The sequence below is a fragment of the Salipaludibacillus daqingensis genome (assembly GCF_029891575.1).
GTDB lineage: Bacteria > Bacillota > Bacilli > Bacillales > Salisediminibacteriaceae > Salipaludibacillus > Salipaludibacillus daqingensis.
Genome location: NZ_JARZHF010000002.1, coordinates 50,594 through 67,771 on the forward strand (window position 1 = coordinate 50,594; position 17,178 = coordinate 67,771).

Below are 17,178 nucleotides of genomic sequence, written 5' to 3' on the forward strand. Positions count from 1 at the left end.
ACAGAGAGAGTCAAACAATTATGATCTCGCTGAAATTAGAACGGTTTTTAGAGGGATCAATCGGAAGTTTTGCCACATAAAAACGACCGGAACGTGATCATTGTTCATGTTCCGGTCGTAATTTATTTTTCTTCTAAGTCTTCCTCAATAAAATAATCTGACAAAAAATCAGACACCTATTTTCTCAAAATTAAGAAAATAGGTGCATGAGAACCGTCCCCATTCCCCACTCATTCCCCAAACGATCACTAGGAACGGACTTTTCCTTCCGTTCTCCAAATTCGCATGAGTTCATGAAGCATTTTCGGTGTATGAACAAATGCATTGTGACGATGTAATCGTTCCGTGCGCTGGTGAGGATCTTTGCCGAACGGTCCAATATTTAATACTGGTGCCTGAAGACGACTCATCGCTTCAAATGGAACGGTATACGTATGTCCCCAAACCGGAGTATTTTGTCGGTACGCTTCTAGTTCATTCGTTGATTTTTCATAATTGACATAACTTAAATCACAAATACCATTAAAATAATGGATATGTTCCACAGGCAATCCTTCTTCTTCTCCTACCTTTTTCATTGCTGCCACTGCTTCTTGGCAACGAGGATCGTCTGATGAATTAACGGAAGGGTAATATGGTGGAGCATAAAATAAAACAACTGCTGGCGCTAATTCTGGACAGAGTAACATCCACTCCCCAGCCATCCGAATCGACTTATCCCGGTCATCCCATTCCGTTTCATCTAAAATGAGACGTGTCGCTTCTTCTACTAACGTATCATCAAATTTGTCCTGAACGTAGCGAAACAATTCATCATAACGAACAACTCTTATTGCCGGGAAACCTTGAACATTTTCACGCTCGCAAAGGTTGTCGTAATCAGCTTGGCAACGTGCAACGGATTTTTCTACAACGGCTTCAAATGTGTCCATAACAGAAGCTGCGTCTTTTTTCATCGTAAAAATATTGTATAATGCGGCTGCACGATAAGGCGTTTGGGTAGAATATTCAAGCTTCAAATCTTTTAATTGTAATGAAACAGGTAGTGGTGTAGATTCTCCTAACTCGTTCTCACGAAAAGCAGGGTTCCATTCCATATCTTGAGACAAATATGATGACATGTAAGAAGCTGTGATTCCACTCAAAGGTTCTCCTACGTGTGTTTCTTTCCCGAAAAACAAAGCGCCTGGCATGATTTTTCCCATCGTACCAGTGTAGATGTAATGTGTTTCATCCCCAGGTCGTTGCGTGAATGATGGTTCGCTGTTAAAAAACAAGGAATACTTCAAATCAAATCCTTCTTGAATCGTTAATAAATGTGGCAACATCGTTCGCATACCGACAGAATTAACTTCTTCATCAGGTACCGTAAGCAAAAGTAGATTCACTTTCCACTCTTCTCTAATCGCTTGTTCGATCAAATGCATATGCAAAACGAGTCCCATTTTCATATCCATGACACCGCGGCCAAACAAATACTCCCCGGAATCTAAATCATCTCTTGCCACTTTTGGTAATGTTTCTTTTACTTCCGCCAACATTGTCGTAAGGGCATGAGGATCAAATGCAAATGGGGTTAAATGACCATACTCTTCCGTTTGTACCGTATCAAAATGACTTAACATAACAATCGTTTTTGTAACGTTTGGATCTGAATGTCGATAAAGCGCTGTTAGTGATCGTCTTCCCTCATCCGCTTCATGAAGATTAATCTGATTAGGGTGCTCCTTGAAATATGGTAGTAACTTCAGTTTTTCTTGAAGTTTAACAGGAAAATCTCGCTCTCCTTGAGAAAATGTTCGGCTTTCCCACCCAACTAATTCACATAATAGTTCTTCCATCGCTTCTGGTGAAGACCAAAGCATCGTCATAAGCCGTCCACTCCTTTTTATACAACCCTTAAAATCGCAGGGATAAGCAACTTAGTCCTCCATCTTGTTTGCGGAACTCACTCATCTCTACTTCGATTGTTTTGTATCCTACAGATTCTATTTTTTCTTTCGTGATCGGATATCCTTTCGGCATAATCACCACATCATTTACGCGAAGGCAATTTGCTGCATATTCTTCTTCTGAAGGAACGGTTATTTGTTCATATTCCTTAAAGTCAGGGTGGTCGATAAACTCCCCTGCAGCAATAACTCTTCTATCACCAAGATATGTTATCCCCGTCTTCAAGTGAAAAAATTCTTTCAGTTTAACAATAGTTACATTGTAACCCTCATCTTCCATAATAGCTTTAAATTGGTTCGCCCCTAATTCGTTTGTTCGATTTGATAAACCAATATAAAAGTGGTCATCGATCTGCAGCACGTCCCCTCCTTCGACTGTTCCTGGTGCTTCAATAGTATAAAATATATCTCGAAATTCCTGCAATGCATGGTGAATCGCTATTGTTTCCCCTTTTCTTGTCTCGGCACCGGGATGGGTAATGAGTGCAAACCGCTCTGTCACAACTGCGGGATCTTCCACAAAAGTTGAGTCTGGATAGTTTTCATCTCTTTCTAACACTTTGACGGAGACCCCAGCCTTTTTCATGGCTTCAACATAATCGTTGTGTTGTTCTAGCACCTTTTCGATGTTTGGTTTTCCTAAATTTACTGTCGTCAATCCATTTACAAACGAATTACTCGGTTTTTTGACTATGATCTGTTTATACATAATCTTATCTCCTTAACAAATGATTTAACATGATTTGTAAACGGAATCGCATTTTATGAATAAGCTTTATTCGCTAGGTAAAACAAGTTTTTTTGCGGCAAAAAATAGCGAATATTCTTTTCATATATACCATTCTCTAAACTGATTTTTTAAGTAGCATATTATTTCATTCTACATTTCTCCGTCACATTAGACAATATATTCTGACAATTATTCTAACACTATTTCAAAAATTTCACTCATTATACAGATATATCAACTGTAGTAAACCCATTTTCACAGATTTAATAAGATAAATCAGAGTTTGTGAAAAGATACACTTTCAAATGTTAGTTAATTCGATTATATTTAAATTAAGGCTTTGTTGAGATCTTTTGATAGCAACGTGGAACCTTTATAGGCAATAGAAAATTAACAGGAGGTCTTGGAAATGGAAACGTTAAAGTACTCAGAATCAATGAAGGTGGATAAACAAACAGTCGTCATTCCGTTTCGTTTTTCCTGTCTCCCTCTAAAAAAACTAGCCCTTATTAACTTTGAAAAAAAACCTGATACTCACTACATTGCACTAGAACCACAGTATTTTGATGATCTCACGTATGGTCATGCCTATCGAGTCATCGCTTATCGACGTGATGGGTATGTGGATGTGTATGATGATATGAATTTAATGGATGATAAAGATGATAGTTTCGATGTGACTGGGAAAGGATTGTGTGAACGAAAAAAAGTAGGGATGGAACATACAAAATTTGAAAAAGAAAATGACCAGATCTTCCTTTCTTTTCAATTTACAGATAAGTACGGGAGACAAATTCGTGTCGAAATTACAGAACACACTTCAAAAAAGACGAACGGCATAAATCTTTTAGCTCCTGTTGGGTCTAGTACGGAGAACCCTTCGTATCTTCCGTTATTTTTTCTTTATGATTTCGATTTTGTTCGCAAACGTAAAACGAAAGCAAAAGTAATCATTGATGGGAATCCTATCACGATAGATAACTTTCCGTATCCGTTAGCAAAAGATTTTCAGCTGCGCTATTACACTCGATATAGTGAAGATTGTCAAATTATTGAATTTGCTAATGCAACAAATGAAGTCCTAAAGGAATATACTGCTGATGCGAATAGAAAAGTCGTGAGTGATTCTTTAGAATATCAATTTGGTGAAGACCGATCTTTAGAGAAAATTTTACTGAAGGATTCTAATCACGATCTTATCGTCGAGTTCACTGGTGGTTTTCCTGATGTGCGTAGTTTAATGAATCCTTCCGATTTTAAAGGTACATTTAAAATCAGCGCAGATGAGAAGATGGGGTATGTTTCAGGAGAGTATTCGGTGCGAAGAGAAGATAGTAGTGTAACAATTGAATTAATCCCGAGTGACGGCTGGGCTGCAATTCCAAACTCCCTTTTTACAAAAATGATGTTTAGCAAAAAGTCACTATTTTGCAATTGGCCAAAAACGTATAGATATATTCAACAAATTAATCTAACAACGCTGGAATCATCGTCGAGATGGGAAAGAATAAAATAATTATATATTTAGAAGAAAGCATGGAGCCTCATTGCTCCATGCTTTTCGTGTGTTATATTCATATTGAACATAGATGAACTAGAATTTCACGAGTTTATTGACTAAATAGGATTTTTCATTTCCATAAGGAAATTTTATAAAGTAATCTCGTTTGTTTTAATATTTTTGTTGTTGTTCAGAAGAAACAGCGAATGCCGCATAAGAACCGTCCCCATTCCTCAATGATCGTTATAGTTTCGAGTATTCATCGACTAGTTCTGCGAATAGGTTGAGGGCATTTTCAATCGGTTCTGGACTTGTTAAGTCGACTCCCGTTTTCTTCAATAGTTCAATCGGGTAATCCGAACTTCCACTCTTCAGAAACGCAAGGTAATTTGCTAGTGTTTCTTCATCACCATTCAAAATTTTATTCGCAATGTCGATTGCTGCAGCGAAACCTGTCGCGTATTGAAAGACATAAAATGGTCTGTAAAAGTGAGGAATTCTCGCCCAACCGTATTTTGTTTCTTCCTCTAAAACGAAAGCATCTCCGTTATATTCTTGGAATAATTTTTCATACAGTTCACTAAATGATTCGGCATTTAAAGGCTCTCCATTTTCCGCTTTTTCATGTGTTTTCTTTTCGAACTCAGCAAACATGACTTGCGTGAAAAATGTCCCTTTAAACTGATCCATAAAGTGATTCAATAAATATTTACGATACTCTTCATTTTTGGCATTCTTCAATAAGTAGTTAATTAATAATACTTCGTTCACTGTCGACGCTACTTCAGCCACAAAGATTGTATAGCCCGCTGTGATTTGCGGCTGGTGCGTATTGGAATAATGACTATGCATCGCGTGACCCATTTCATGAGTCAAGGTAAATAAACTATTTAAATCATCTTGATGGTTCAATAAAATAAACGGATGGGTTCCGTAAAGTCCTAAATTGTAAGCACCAGAACTTTTTCCCGGGGTTTCTCGGACATCAATATATCGAGCGTTTTTCATTTCTTGTAAAACGTCAATGTAGTCACTTCCTAATGGCGCTAATGCTTTAAGCATTGTTTCATAAGCATCCTCATAGGAAATGTCTTCTTTTACGCCATTCACTAAAGGAACAGCCAAATCAAATTGTCTCAGTTCGTCTACTCCTAAAGATTGTTTTCGCAATTCCGTATATCGGTACATCGATTGAAGGTTATCTTTCGTCGTTTGAATGAGGTTCTCGTATACTTCTTTTGGAACCTTTTTACCGAACAAGGATTTTTCCAACGCGGAAGGATAATGTCTTAGTTTTGACAACGTCACGTTATTTTTTATCGCAGAAGAAAGGGTTGAGGCAATCGAATTCTTCAACTGCACGTATGGAACATAATATGCTTTATACGCTTCTTCTCTCTTATCTCGATCCTCATCTTCCATTAATTTCGAGTACATCCCGCGAGTAAGCTCTACTTTCATTCCGTTTTCATCGGTGACATCACCAAACTTAATATCGGCATTGTTGATCATTCCGAATGTCTTACTAGGAGAAGAAAGGCTTTCTCCTAACTGAGATAACAGTTCTTCGTTTTCTTTACTTAACACATGCGCTTTATAACGATAGGCATCATACAAATCGTCTTTGAAGTAATCCAACCTAGAATCTTCTTTGATAAAACTTTCCAGTCTACTCTTTTCCATACTTAAAAGGAACGGTGTAAAAAATGACGTAGCCGAACTCAATTTCACACCAAGCTGACTCGCTTTTTCCAATAATGATTGAGCCAATGTTTCCCTCGTGTCTATATCACCCATTAATTTCGCAAATACATAGACATTTTTAAACAACGCTGTCACTTGTTCTTCTTTGTCTAAGTAGGTAAAAAGAGTTTTACCATCGGTGATGTTCCCATCAAATGTATGTAGTTCTGTTGTTAATTCTTCAATTTTCCCGTAGTCCTTTTCCCAATCCTCAACGGAACTGTAGATATCGTTTAAGTTCCACTTTTCAGCCTCTGGAACATCATTTCTAGACTTATACACTTTCATATAAAAACTCCTCTCGGGGTGATGAATGGGTGATGAATGGGGACGGTTCTCACGCGTCATTCGAGACTCGAAATAGTTCCCGTCGCCCCATTCCCAATTTTAAAGTATGCTGTCATTTTAATATTTATTTGGTGATGTGTAAAATATGGATGATCCTCATGCGCCTTAGAAACTCGAAACAGACTTTTGGAAAGTTCTGTCTGTTTAATAGTTTCCTCATAAAAGCCGTGACAAATATTTGTCACGGCTCCATTTTGTCCGTTTCATCTTTACTTTTGCATGATGAGACCATCATTCATTGTTATGACCTCATCAGCATAAGAGAGCATTCCTTCGTCATGAGTGACCATTAACGTTGTGATATTTAAACTTTTCGTTAATCGCACGATTAGACCCATCACTTCTTTAGATCTTCGAGAATCTAAACTTGCTGTTGGTTCATCTGCAAAGAGTATTTTAGGTTTATGAATGAGTGTTCTAGCAATAGCTATTTTCGAACTACCCTATATCAATATTTATCATATGCTTCGGTACATAAGACATTTAACTTTCATTCCCAAAAGTATTTCGAATGTCGAATGATGAATGAGAACCGTCCCCATTAACCACCCATGAAATCAGGTGCGTCTTCACTATCAAAACCTAAAAATATAGGATAGTCATTTATCCCTTCAATTATTATCACATAATCTTTGTGATAATAATCCGTACCGATGTCTAATAATTCATTTATTTCATTTTTATCAGATGTTTCAAAGGCGTTAGGAAAGTTATCAGAAATGTTGTGAGTTGAATACATCATCTCGTCAATCTCCATAAAGAAATCGTCTCCCGTTGAGCGAACAACATAAACGGACGTAATATTTTCTGAAGTTAATAAGGAATCATTGTAGTCGTTTTTCTTAAGCCATTCGAGTGTTTGTTGATAATCCTCGTTTAGCATAAAATAATGATCATGTCGATTAGAACTCGTATTAAAATAAAGTTCACCAATGTAACTTCGATTTTCTTCTACTAGCATTTGAGAAGGTATATTAGCGAGATCCTCTTCTAGAAGAGAAATTAGCGTATTCAATTGGTCTTCGTCTGTAATTCTCGTATCCCCGTCTCCACCATAACGTTGGAAAATTGATGCATACGTAATATCTAAATCTCTCAATTGAAAAACAGGATCATACGCTTTTTTAAATTCATCATTATTTCTAAGTTCTTCTGTTGTTTCTCTTCCGAAAGAATCATTTAAACTATACTCTCTCCGTAACGTACTACCATCCTTAAGAGCATAATCAATCGTAACCGTGTTCCAACGTTTGATATCATTATCTTCGTAAGTTATCAATTTTTGATGCACATCAGTCACTTGCTCAATAGAAATTTGATTCACTAATCGAGGTGCTTCACTTGTATCATCAATTCCATAGGAATAAGAACTATATATAGCAACTGACTCGACATCTTCTACGTTCGGAATGTTGTTTTCATAAGCTGCTCCGCCAATATTTATCGGAATCATGAGAAGGATGATAGCTGCAACGTAACCAACAAATCCTTTCCACGGCCAAGAGAGTCGAAAACTCTTTTGCAAAATCATTTGTAAGACTGTATAAGCAATAAATGCTCCGACTAAATAACCTAGCATCGTCCATGCAAAACCACCTTGAAGAGCTTCCGTAAAATAAAGACCCCCGATTAGCATGGCGAAAAAGGTTAATCCATAAAGAAAAATTGATCGGACAACAGGAAACACAATGGCTTGGTCCGAAGCTTCAGATGATCTTTTTGCATACATGACATAGGAGAGAAATACGAGAAATCCTGCAATGAATATATATATCACATATTCAAAAATGGTAAATGGAACATTTCTTAAATCAACTAAACGATAGAAAAATATCCCTTTAGTAATCAGTGTTTCTGTATACGACGTAAGAGCTAATCCTGAGATAAAGTACTGTAAATTCGTCAGTGTTAACACGATTAATAGAGCAGGAACAATAATAACAGTATAGGTTAACACCCCATGAAGGAGTCCGTTCCCAACGAATATACCAATCGTCATCGTTACGAGAAATAGAAACAATATGATAAATGTAGAAATCCCGACCCATGCGAGAAGATCGAAGTAGGAATAAAAAGGATCTTCTAGAAAAAATCTCAAAATACCTACAGCGATCCCTGTCAGAAAAATTGGAGAAAGCAGTGCAACAATCCCTGCTATATATGTGTTTGTTAAAATGCTTTGTCTAGTAAATGGCAAACTATGCATGAAATAAGTTGCTTCTTTTTTTGTTGAAAAATTTAACAAAATGATACCTATAATGACAGGAAATATGGCAAAAACTATTAATTGAACTGGAAATGAAAATTCACTTAACGCATTTAGAGAACCGGTCCCCAAATGATAATTCATTGGTGCACCTGGTCCAAATCGAATCTCTTGGACGAGAATACTGATTGGTATCATGACAAAGAGCAACAGTGTCAGAAGGATACTAAACCAACTAACCGTTCGTAATTGTAGATTAAATAATGCTTTATTCCACAATAAGATTTTCGATTTCATAGCCGACTCCTCCTAATTCATAAATAAATATTTCTTCTAATGTTAAAGGTAGGATATCTACCACTGCAGGATTTAATCGGTTCACCTTAGCGAGAATATCTTCTTTTAATCCATTTACAATTAAGAATGCAATACTTCCTTTGATTTCATAATGGAGAATATCCATACCCTCCTTAAGTTTTTCTTCATTAGGTCCACCTTTAAAAGCAATTTGTAATTTATGGATGTCTGTTTTCAATTCATCTAAATCTCTTTCAAACAATAATGCTCCTTCATGAAGAACACCTACAAAATCACAAAAATCTTCCATTTCACGTAGATTATGAGACGAAACAATGAGGGTAAGCTCACGGTCAGCGACATCTTGCATGATCAAGTTTTTCATTTGCTGGCGAATGACAGGATCGAGTCCATCAAAAGGTTCATCTAGAATCATCACATCTGGCATGACAGACAATGTTAAAATAAACGCTGCTTGACGTTGCATCCCCTTTGACATTCGATTCAATCGTTTTTTTGGATCCATTCGAAAATGTGTTGTTAACTGTTCATAACGTTTCTGGTTCCATCTTTCGTAAACACCCGAATAAAAACTCGCCATATCATAAAGGGATGCTTGATTGAAAAAGTAAGGATGATCAGAAATAAACAAAACAGTTTGTTTCGTGCTCGGTATTTCGTAAACAGGCTGTTCATTTATCGTCACTTCACCATTATCAGGCTTATATACTCCTGCAAGTATCTTTAAAAACGTTGATTTACCTGCTCCATTTGAGCCAAGTAATCCATAAATGGATCCTTTGTTTACACGAAGAGACAAATTACAAATGGCTTGTAAATCATCAAATCGTTTGTTCACAGTATCGGCTTTAATCATTTTCTCTTCCCCTTTCTTTCTCGTCCACATCTTTTAACCAATCCATCAGTTCTTGTTTAGAACCACCTAAAAATAAATATTCTTTAATTTTCTTTTCAATATCTTGTCGAAGTGAAGCAAGCTGCTCCTCATTAGCATCTTTTTCCAAATGAGAAACAAAACTGCCTTTTCCTGGTATCGTATAGATAAATCCTTCAATCTCTAATTCTCGATAAGCCTTTTGAATCGTGTTCGGATTAATTGTTAATTCTTGAGCGAGATTCCTTACAGAAGGTAATTTTTCGTCTTTTTGAAGAACTTCTCGAATGATCATCGTCTTTAATTGTTCCACTAACTGCTCATAAATTGCGACACGACTTCTCGTATCTAATTTGAACATCTTTGAACCTCCCTTCTTTCCACTCACACCATCTGTATTATCCATTGTAATACGGGTAATACAACAATACAACTATTATTTTCCAATTGATGAATGGGTGATGAATGGGTGATGAATGGGGACGGTTCTTGTGAATCATTCGGTTACCGAAACATTTAACTCCCCCTACCTGATGACGAAATTTAGTGAAATGTTAATAACAAGAGTCAAGATTAAAAATAGAAGCTAAAACTAAGTTAAGTTCAAAGAAGCCTTAATCTGAAATATATTTTTAACTTTCTAATGCAACTCTCTCCTCGTATCATAAATTCAAATAACTTAGGAAACTTAGATACTTAATAGTAATTCGAGTGTCGAATGACTTATGAGAACCGTCCCCATGTTGCAAAGAATATTACATATCTTTTCAGCTTGTTAACAATTTCAGGATTTTCGTTTATGAAAAAGATAAGTGGGAATGTTAAATTATATAGTTATAATTAGGAGGTTTTATCATGGCTCATCAACAACATGAAGAACTACTGCAAACATTGCACGAGTGCATGGCATCATGCAACCATTGTTATGATGCGTGTTTACAAGAGGAAGACGTTAAGATGATGGCGCAATGTATTCGATTGGACAGGGAATGTTCGGATATGTGTGCTTATCTAGCTCAATCTATTACTAGAGGATCGCCATTCGTATCTGAATTGGCACACGTTTGTGCAACGATGTGCGAAGCGTGCGGAAATGAATGTAAAAATCATGATCACGACCACTGTCAAAAATGTGCGGATGCTTGTTTTAAATGTGCAGAAGCTTGCAAAAACATCTCATAAAGTAAATTGCACAAATGACTGTCAAAGTTATTGTAGACCAAACTAAAAATCGGATAAAATACAAGTAAAACAGTCTCTGAACCTCGACTTAGTCAAGGTTTCAGAGGCTGTTTTTATAGTTGATCATTTTGGTATATATATCATGGCTTTTCTAAAACAAAAAATCCGGTACCACATTTATCAAGAAATTTTAAATCATGATTCTATTTAATAGTCTTAGTAAGTATTTCGAGTGACGAATGACTTATGAGAACCGTCCCCATATCACAAGATTAAACCTTGTATGGAGAACACCAGAAGAAATAAAGAAATTGTAATGAATAAATATCCCCAAAAACTTTTTTTGTCCTTTTGACGTTCAACTAATCCGTTAAACAACATTAGCATTCCTAAAAGCAGCATCATAGGTGTCATTAAATCAAAGTTTTTAGTAATTATAATATAACTAGATAAAAAGATAAGAATTATTGCTAAACCAATTCTAACTAATATCACCAAAATACCTCCTTTCAAAATTTCATTATTACTATTTTCTGTCCAATCACTTCTTCTAGTATTTCACATTAATCTTACCACTAATTCCCTTTTAATTGGATAAAAAAAGCGTTCCTTGTTAATGAACGCTTCAAACACTATTAAACTTAATACCGGATTTCACCTGAAAGTTTATCTTTACTAAACATGAAATTCCTTTTAATTTGCCGAGAAAGTAAAAAAGTGCTCCTTCTTTATGAAAAAACCTTTTTGTTAACTCATTTATCAACTATTATAAAGTGGTTTTAAATACATAACTTACTTTTTCATAACTCATTTTATCTACATAAAATCTATGAGCTTCTGTTTTTTCTAATCCTGAAGAAAGAGCAACGTTTTTAAAGTCGTTTTCTCTCGCCCATTCATGAACATGTGTAAGTAATTTTTCTCCGTATCCTTTTGAACGATTATTGTTATCTGTAACTAAATCACAAACCCAAACAAATCTACCATAATAAAGAGTTATCATCGGCTTAAAACCTGTGACTGCGACAATTTTGTTTCCATCCATTAAAGCAAACATTTTGTAACTATCAATCTCTTGTGCTTCTGTTACTAAATCAATGTACGTACTTTCATCTAGATGAGCCCTTAACTGCTTCATGACTGGAAACGCTTCTATAATTTCCGTTCGAGACCTAAGTTCTTTAATTGATATTTTTTCCAATATTAAAATTCTCCTTTCTCGTTCTTTTTCTCTCATTTCCTATCAAATTTTATTAACCTGAATCTAGAAGGGAGATCCCTTAAACTGCTAGGTAACTTTTTATACATCGCCTTTATCACCACTAGAACTCACTTGTTTATCCTTTAATATCTTCTTTAATGTTGAATTAATATTATTAAGACTGATTAATATAATCCCTAACATAATAAATGTCACTAATTCTCCAGTGAAAATAGAAACTATCGCTATGATAAAAATATATAAACTATAAAGCCAACTATTCATTTTTTTCACCTCACTATTTGGATGGTTCTATGAAATTTAATAATTTTTACTTACTAATAATGTTTTCAAAATAATTCTTGATACTCTATATGTGCCAATTTTAACATTAATTCCCTTTAATATTTAGACAAATGAAAAAGTGTTCTCTCTTGTTAAAATGCTCTCGTTAATGAAAAGTCTTCAGAAATGATAATCAGGTTATAAGGTAATCGTCTTATAAATTCAATCTAGAAATTTCAAAAGAGTTAGGCCAATGACCTTTTAATTCTTTTCCACCGAAAAACGGATGACTTTTACTAATTGTAAATAAAGTCATCCATTTTATTCTTTTATTTTTTCTCTTTTGGCGAATTTTTTCTAACCTCTTTACTTTGAATATACTCTATTCCAAATTCTGCATCACTTGCGTTATTAGTTACTTCTAATTTAGGATTTTTTTGATTCTTCTTTCGGTTTACCATTCCATCCCTCCTTTTCTAGGTGAATTTTCAAACCGCTTTTTACCTATAAAATATTCTTCCACAATTTAATAACTTCTATGATCATGTTTTCATAATGTCAGCTTATGTATATAGTAGTACATAACTTATATTTGATATTTATTAAATGTAAAACTCGGCGTGATTTTTATGAGTTGCTGAATAGCATTTTGTTTTTTCTATTAATGCTATCCACAATTTTCGTTCAAAACTAGTGATCTCGATTTTTAATCTCCGAATTTCTTCTAAATGATCATCCTTTTGTTGAAGATCTCTCTTTAGTACTGAGATTTTCCTAGCTATGATTGCTATGAAACCAATTATGAAAACAACAAGACCAATAACAACTAAAAATCCAATTTCATACATAAATATCCTTCACCCTCTTTAGATTACGATACATTAGAAGTATTTTCTTCATCAATTTTTCGAACAACTTAAAAAACTGTTTTTTCAAAATAAACGTCATTCACAGTGTTAATTTAAACATATAATTACAAATACTTTTGTTCATTTCCATTGATTTCCCTTCATTTAAAACCTTCCATCGTAGGATTTTATATGAGATGTCATAACCATGGAAAAACGGCTAAACCATTGTGGTTTAGCCGTCAAAAAGCCTACTATATTTGATCATCTATAATTAAAACCTTACGTTTCATTGACCTAAGTCACATTCTCAATTGACGCTAGTTTAGAAAGTGGGCGAAAATATATTTTGAGTATCGAATGAAGCGTGAGAACCGTCCCCATTCATCACCCCTCACTCACCATCGACTACTTGCTTTAGTAGTTCGTAGGATCGTTTTTGTTTAGCGGGGTCATAAATGTAAGATACGGCCATGATTTCATCGACGTTATATTTCTCTTGAAAACGCGTTAGCTGTTCGCGAACGGACTCTTTGCTTCCTAATATTGTTGCACTCGTCATCGATGAAGCCATTTCTTTTTCAGGTTGACTCCAAATAGCATCCATGTCTTCAACTGGAGGACTTAACGGTAAACCAGTTCCTCGTACCACGTTCAAGAAAAATTGTTGCATCGTTGTCAGCTCGAATTTAGCTTCTTCATCCGTTTCAGCGGCAATCACGTTTAAGCAAACAATCATATATGGTTCTGCTAAATAATCTGACGGCTGGAATCGATCTCGATAGATTGTCATCGCTTCTTCCATATATCGTGGAGCGAAATGAGACGCAAACACATATGGTAACCCTAATTTTGCTGCTAAAACAGCAGAATCTGTCGATGATCCTAGGATATAAATTGGAATATTTGTATCCACACCGGGATATGCTTTCACTTTACCTTGATGTTCCTCTGCACCAAAGTACTTCTGTAGAGCTTTTACGTCATTTGGAAAAGTGTGAACGGCATCATCACTTTGCGAACGTCTAAGTGCGCTTGCGGTTATCATATCAGTCCCTGGCGCGCGACCAAGTCCTAAGTCGAGTCGGTTAGGATAGATGGTGGCCATCGTTCCAAATTGTTCTGCTACAACTAATGGTGAATGGTTTGGAAGCATAATTCCACCTGAACCAACACGTATTTTTTCTGTATGTTCTAACGTGTGTTTGATAAGCATGGGAGTGGCTGAGCTAACGAGCGTAGGCGTATTATGATGTTCCGCAATCCAATAACGAGTGTAACCCATTTTTTCCGCTTCTTGTGCTAAATCAACCAACTCATCGATAGCTTCTTTCGCGTCCCCTCCTTGACGAATAGGTGCAAGGTTCAAGACTGATACTGGTATATTTATATTCGGCATGTCCATTATCCTTTCTTGATATAACGTTTCAAACCAATAATAACAATTGCAGCCAGAGAAACAAACTTAAATGCTTGGGTAAAAATAACATTCATAACTATAAATATGTATGTAGGCCATGAAGTAACATAATAGATATCCTCTTTTGGCTATCATATAGATACTTGAGTTTACAATTTCTCCTCGATTCGTTTCAATAGATCAATCATTTCTTCATTTTGTGAATTGGATTTTCTTAGTTTTGCTTCAATCGAAAATATCGTAATAAAAATCGCAACAAGTGCAAAAATAATCACATGACTCCCTCCTTACTTCTATGTTATTATCACTACGTTTTCTTGCTAAAACTGTCTAAAATCAATTATTGTAACTTATTCTCTTCTCTTCGAAGAAACAATGTTTTTTACTTGATCTATTCACCTTTTCACTGTTCATTTCTCCGTTTTATGTTAACATATATATCCATTTATAGTGTGAAACCTTTTTCATTTTTAAGCGTATATAAATGAAGAAAGGGTGGCGAAAATGAAAAAACAAATCATTGCACTATTAAGTCTATTTACTTTTTTTATAGTCTTTCCAACTCAGATATTAGCTGTAGAATTTACGATTACGGATGCAACGATTGACGCATACCTTCAAGATGATGGGAACGTACATGTAGAAGAGACCTTTCATTACTCGTTTACTGGAGAATTTAACGGCATTATTCGAACACTCAACTATCCTGAGGTCGCGATGATCACAAATGTCGAGGCTTTTGAAAATGGTGAGCCTTTGGAAATCGACACTCAAGAAGAAATTAATCATTACATTCAACGACCTGGTGAGGACGAAACCATCATTATTGATATCCATTACATGATTGAAGATGGCATCGATATGTATGAAGATATGGCACAATTTTATTGGGCTTTCTTTGATTCTAACAATGACTCAGATTATCAATCACTTGTCGTAAACGTCCACCCACCAGCAGAAACTAAGCGAAGCATTGCAATTGGATATGATGAAGCGGAAAATAGCGAGTCGGTTGACGAAGACGGCACCGTCGTTTTTGACATGGGATTTGTAAGTTCAGGGGAAAATGGCGATGTTCGTGCTGCATTTGACAATCAACTTTTTCCTTCTTTGGCCGTTACAAACAGCGAATCAGTAGAGAAAGAGATTGCAAATGAGAAACAAGATCGTGAAGAACAGGCCGCTGCATATAACGAACGTCAAAGCACAATCTCCAACTTAGCTTTGTTCATCTTACCCATTCTGTCCGTCATTTACTTGTTTTTTATAATGAAAGCATGGAGCGAGAACAAAGCGAGAAAGCGTGCATCTAGATCGAAACAATTATTTCCTGGAGATATACCAGACCTTGAGGTGAGCATGCCCGCCACGTTGCTTTATACAAATTACAACCATGTAACAACGGAGATTTTAGCAGCTGCATTGCTAGATCTTGTTCGAAAAAAACACGTGGAACAGCTTTCAGATAATACTTTCCGTATCATCAATACCAAAAACTTATTGGACCACGAACGAAAACTCGTATCGTGGCTGTTTAACGATATTGGTAACGGGGAGACTTTTGAGTTTTCTGATATGACGGCGTTTTACAAAAAGAAAAAGAACGCCGAACACTTTACTTCATCAAAAACAGAATGGACAAAAGCAGTAAAACATGAAATCTCAAATCATGAACTCACACTAAATAAAACCTCTTTTCGCTGGTTGCTCGGATTATTAGGATTGATTGCGGGTTTCTTTTCTGTCTTTGCAATCACACATAATCTAATTCTAATTTTCTTCACAGCATTTTTTCTGATGCTTGTTCCATCATCCTTTGCCTTATTTCATCAACCGAGGACGGAAAAAGGGTGGAAAATCATCACGGAGTGGAGTGAATTCAAACAACATTTATCGAACATGGACAGTCGCGAATGGCAAAACTGGCAGCAAGATAGACAGATGATAGCATTCGTATACGGACTAGGTTCACGTGATAAAAATATTAAAAAGATGGCCAAAGATTTAAAAGTAGAATTAGACAAAGGTCAATTAGTTTCCGATACTTCTAACGTTCCTGCCTTTATGTATACTGGAGCTCTTGCTACAACCGGATTTAGCTCATCATCTTCCGCTTCATCAACCCACTTAGGTGGTTCTAGCAGCGGCGGTCCGGGAATCGGAGGTGGAACAGGTGTTGGTGGAGGAGGGGGCGGCTCAGGCGGTTTCTAACTGTAACAATATCCACTTGGTGGGGACAGTTCTTGCAACATAGGTGCAACATGGGGACGGTTCTTATTCGACAAAAACTAATGATTCTTCAATTAGTCCTTGAAATGAAGCAATTATAGATGAAAAAGCATCAACTTAGAACTGACCTGTGACTATAGTAGTCACTTCATTCAAATTTGGTGCTTTTTAGTTTTATTCAATTTCCCTTTCTGCTCGCTTTCTAAAGAATTTGCTCTTTTACTTCCTTTCAACAGCGATCCTCTCGCCCATTGGGCACTATGAACGCCCTTTACTTCCCTTCGCTCGATTAACAACAGCTAAAAGTAACAATCTACCTCTTTCACTACCTTTGGACACAA

General features: G+C 36.0%; 15 protein-coding genes and 1 pseudogene. 3 read left to right on the forward strand and 13 right to left on the reverse strand.

Annotated features, from left to right (window positions below; genetic code table 11):
- Nucleotides 1–248 precede the first annotated feature (248 nt).
- Nucleotides 249–1,871, reverse strand: a complete 1,623-nt coding sequence (locus QDN89_RS04360; RefSeq protein ID WP_280768867.1) for a M20/M25/M40 family metallo-hydrolase — start codon at nt 1,869–1,871, stop codon at nt 249–251.
- Nucleotides 1,872–1,899: 28 nt separating this feature from the next.
- Nucleotides 1,900–2,661 carry a dimethylarginine dimethylaminohydrolase family protein gene (locus tag QDN89_RS04365; protein WP_280768868.1) on the reverse strand — a complete coding sequence of 254 codons (762 nt, stop codon included), beginning with the start codon at nt 2,659–2,661 and terminating at the stop codon, nt 1,900–1,902.
- A gap of 430 nt (nt 2,662–3,091) precedes the next feature.
- Between QDN89_RS04365 and QDN89_RS04370 the strand changes: the two genes are divergently transcribed.
- Nucleotides 3,092–4,198 (forward strand): hypothetical protein, encoded by a 1,107-nt coding sequence (locus QDN89_RS04370; RefSeq protein ID WP_280768869.1) that lies wholly within the window; start codon nt 3,092–3,094, stop codon nt 4,196–4,198.
- 228 nt (nt 4,199–4,426) lie between these two features.
- Here QDN89_RS04370 and pepF read toward each other — a convergent pair whose 3' ends face one another.
- From pepF to QDN89_RS04395, 5 genes and pseudogenes are all read right to left on the reverse strand, one after another.
- Nucleotides 4,427–6,214, reverse strand: a complete 1,788-nt coding sequence (gene pepF / locus QDN89_RS04375; RefSeq protein ID WP_280768870.1) for an oligoendopeptidase F — start codon at nt 6,212–6,214, stop codon at nt 4,427–4,429.
- Nucleotides 6,215–6,483: 269 nt separating this feature from the next.
- Nucleotides 6,484–6,708 (reverse strand): annotated as a pseudogene (locus QDN89_RS04380) (hemin ABC transporter ATP-binding protein); the annotation flags it as partial.
- Nucleotides 6,709–6,815: 107 nt separating this feature from the next.
- Nucleotides 6,816–8,777 (reverse strand): DUF6449 domain-containing protein, encoded by a 1,962-nt coding sequence (locus QDN89_RS04385; RefSeq protein WP_280768871.1) that lies wholly within the window; start codon nt 8,775–8,777, stop codon nt 6,816–6,818.
- Nucleotides 8,749–9,654, reverse strand: coding sequence for an ABC transporter ATP-binding protein (locus tag QDN89_RS04390; RefSeq protein WP_280768872.1), 906 nt, complete (start codon nt 9,652–9,654; stop codon nt 8,749–8,751). Before QDN89_RS04390 ends, QDN89_RS04385 begins: the two co-directional genes overlap by 29 nt.
- Nucleotides 9,647–10,033, reverse strand: coding sequence for a GntR family transcriptional regulator (locus QDN89_RS04395; protein ID WP_280768873.1), 387 nt, complete (start codon nt 10,031–10,033; stop codon nt 9,647–9,649). The genes QDN89_RS04390 and QDN89_RS04395 overlap by 8 nt, the downstream gene beginning before the upstream one ends.
- A 494-nt stretch (nt 10,034–10,527) precedes the next feature.
- Here QDN89_RS04395 and QDN89_RS04400 point away from each other — a divergent pair, with 494 nt between their 5' ends.
- Nucleotides 10,528–10,854 (forward strand): four-helix bundle copper-binding protein, encoded by a 327-nt coding sequence (locus QDN89_RS04400; protein WP_280768874.1) that lies wholly within the window; start codon nt 10,528–10,530, stop codon nt 10,852–10,854.
- A 264-nt stretch (nt 10,855–11,118) separates the two neighbouring features.
- On the opposite strand, the gene QDN89_RS04405 is transcribed toward QDN89_RS04400, so the two are convergent.
- The 6 genes from QDN89_RS04405 to QDN89_RS04435 form a co-directional block, all read right to left on the reverse strand.
- Nucleotides 11,119–11,349, reverse strand: coding sequence for a DUF3953 domain-containing protein (locus QDN89_RS04405; RefSeq protein ID WP_280768875.1), 231 nt, complete (start codon nt 11,347–11,349; stop codon nt 11,119–11,121).
- A 271-nt stretch (nt 11,350–11,620) separates the two neighbouring features.
- Nucleotides 11,621–11,992 carry a GNAT family N-acetyltransferase gene (locus QDN89_RS04410; protein ID WP_425335374.1) on the reverse strand — a complete coding sequence of 124 codons (372 nt, stop codon included), beginning with the start codon at nt 11,990–11,992 and terminating at the stop codon, nt 11,621–11,623.
- A gap of 677 nt (nt 11,993–12,669) precedes the next feature.
- Nucleotides 12,670–12,801: a hypothetical protein gene (locus QDN89_RS04420; RefSeq protein ID WP_280768878.1), complete on the reverse strand. Its 132-nt coding sequence runs from the start codon at nt 12,799–12,801 to the stop codon at nt 12,670–12,672.
- A gap of 141 nt (nt 12,802–12,942) precedes the next feature.
- Entirely contained in the window at nt 12,943–13,188 is a 246-nt protein-coding gene (locus QDN89_RS04425) for a hypothetical protein (RefSeq protein ID WP_280768879.1), read from the reverse strand.
- Between the two features lie 394 nt (nt 13,189–13,582).
- Nucleotides 13,583–14,587, reverse strand: coding sequence for an LLM class flavin-dependent oxidoreductase (locus tag QDN89_RS04430; RefSeq protein ID WP_280768880.1), 1,005 nt, complete (start codon nt 14,585–14,587; stop codon nt 13,583–13,585).
- Between the two features lie 170 nt (nt 14,588–14,757).
- Nucleotides 14,758–14,883 carry a hypothetical protein gene (locus tag QDN89_RS04435; protein ID WP_280768881.1) on the reverse strand — a complete coding sequence of 42 codons (126 nt, stop codon included), beginning with the start codon at nt 14,881–14,883 and terminating at the stop codon, nt 14,758–14,760.
- 229 nt (nt 14,884–15,112) lie between these two features.
- Here QDN89_RS04435 and QDN89_RS04440 point away from each other — a divergent pair, with 229 nt between their 5' ends.
- Nucleotides 15,113–16,819, forward strand: coding sequence for a DUF2207 domain-containing protein (locus tag QDN89_RS04440; protein ID WP_280768882.1), 1,707 nt, complete (start codon nt 15,113–15,115; stop codon nt 16,817–16,819).
- Nucleotides 16,820–17,178: the final 359 nt, after the last annotated feature.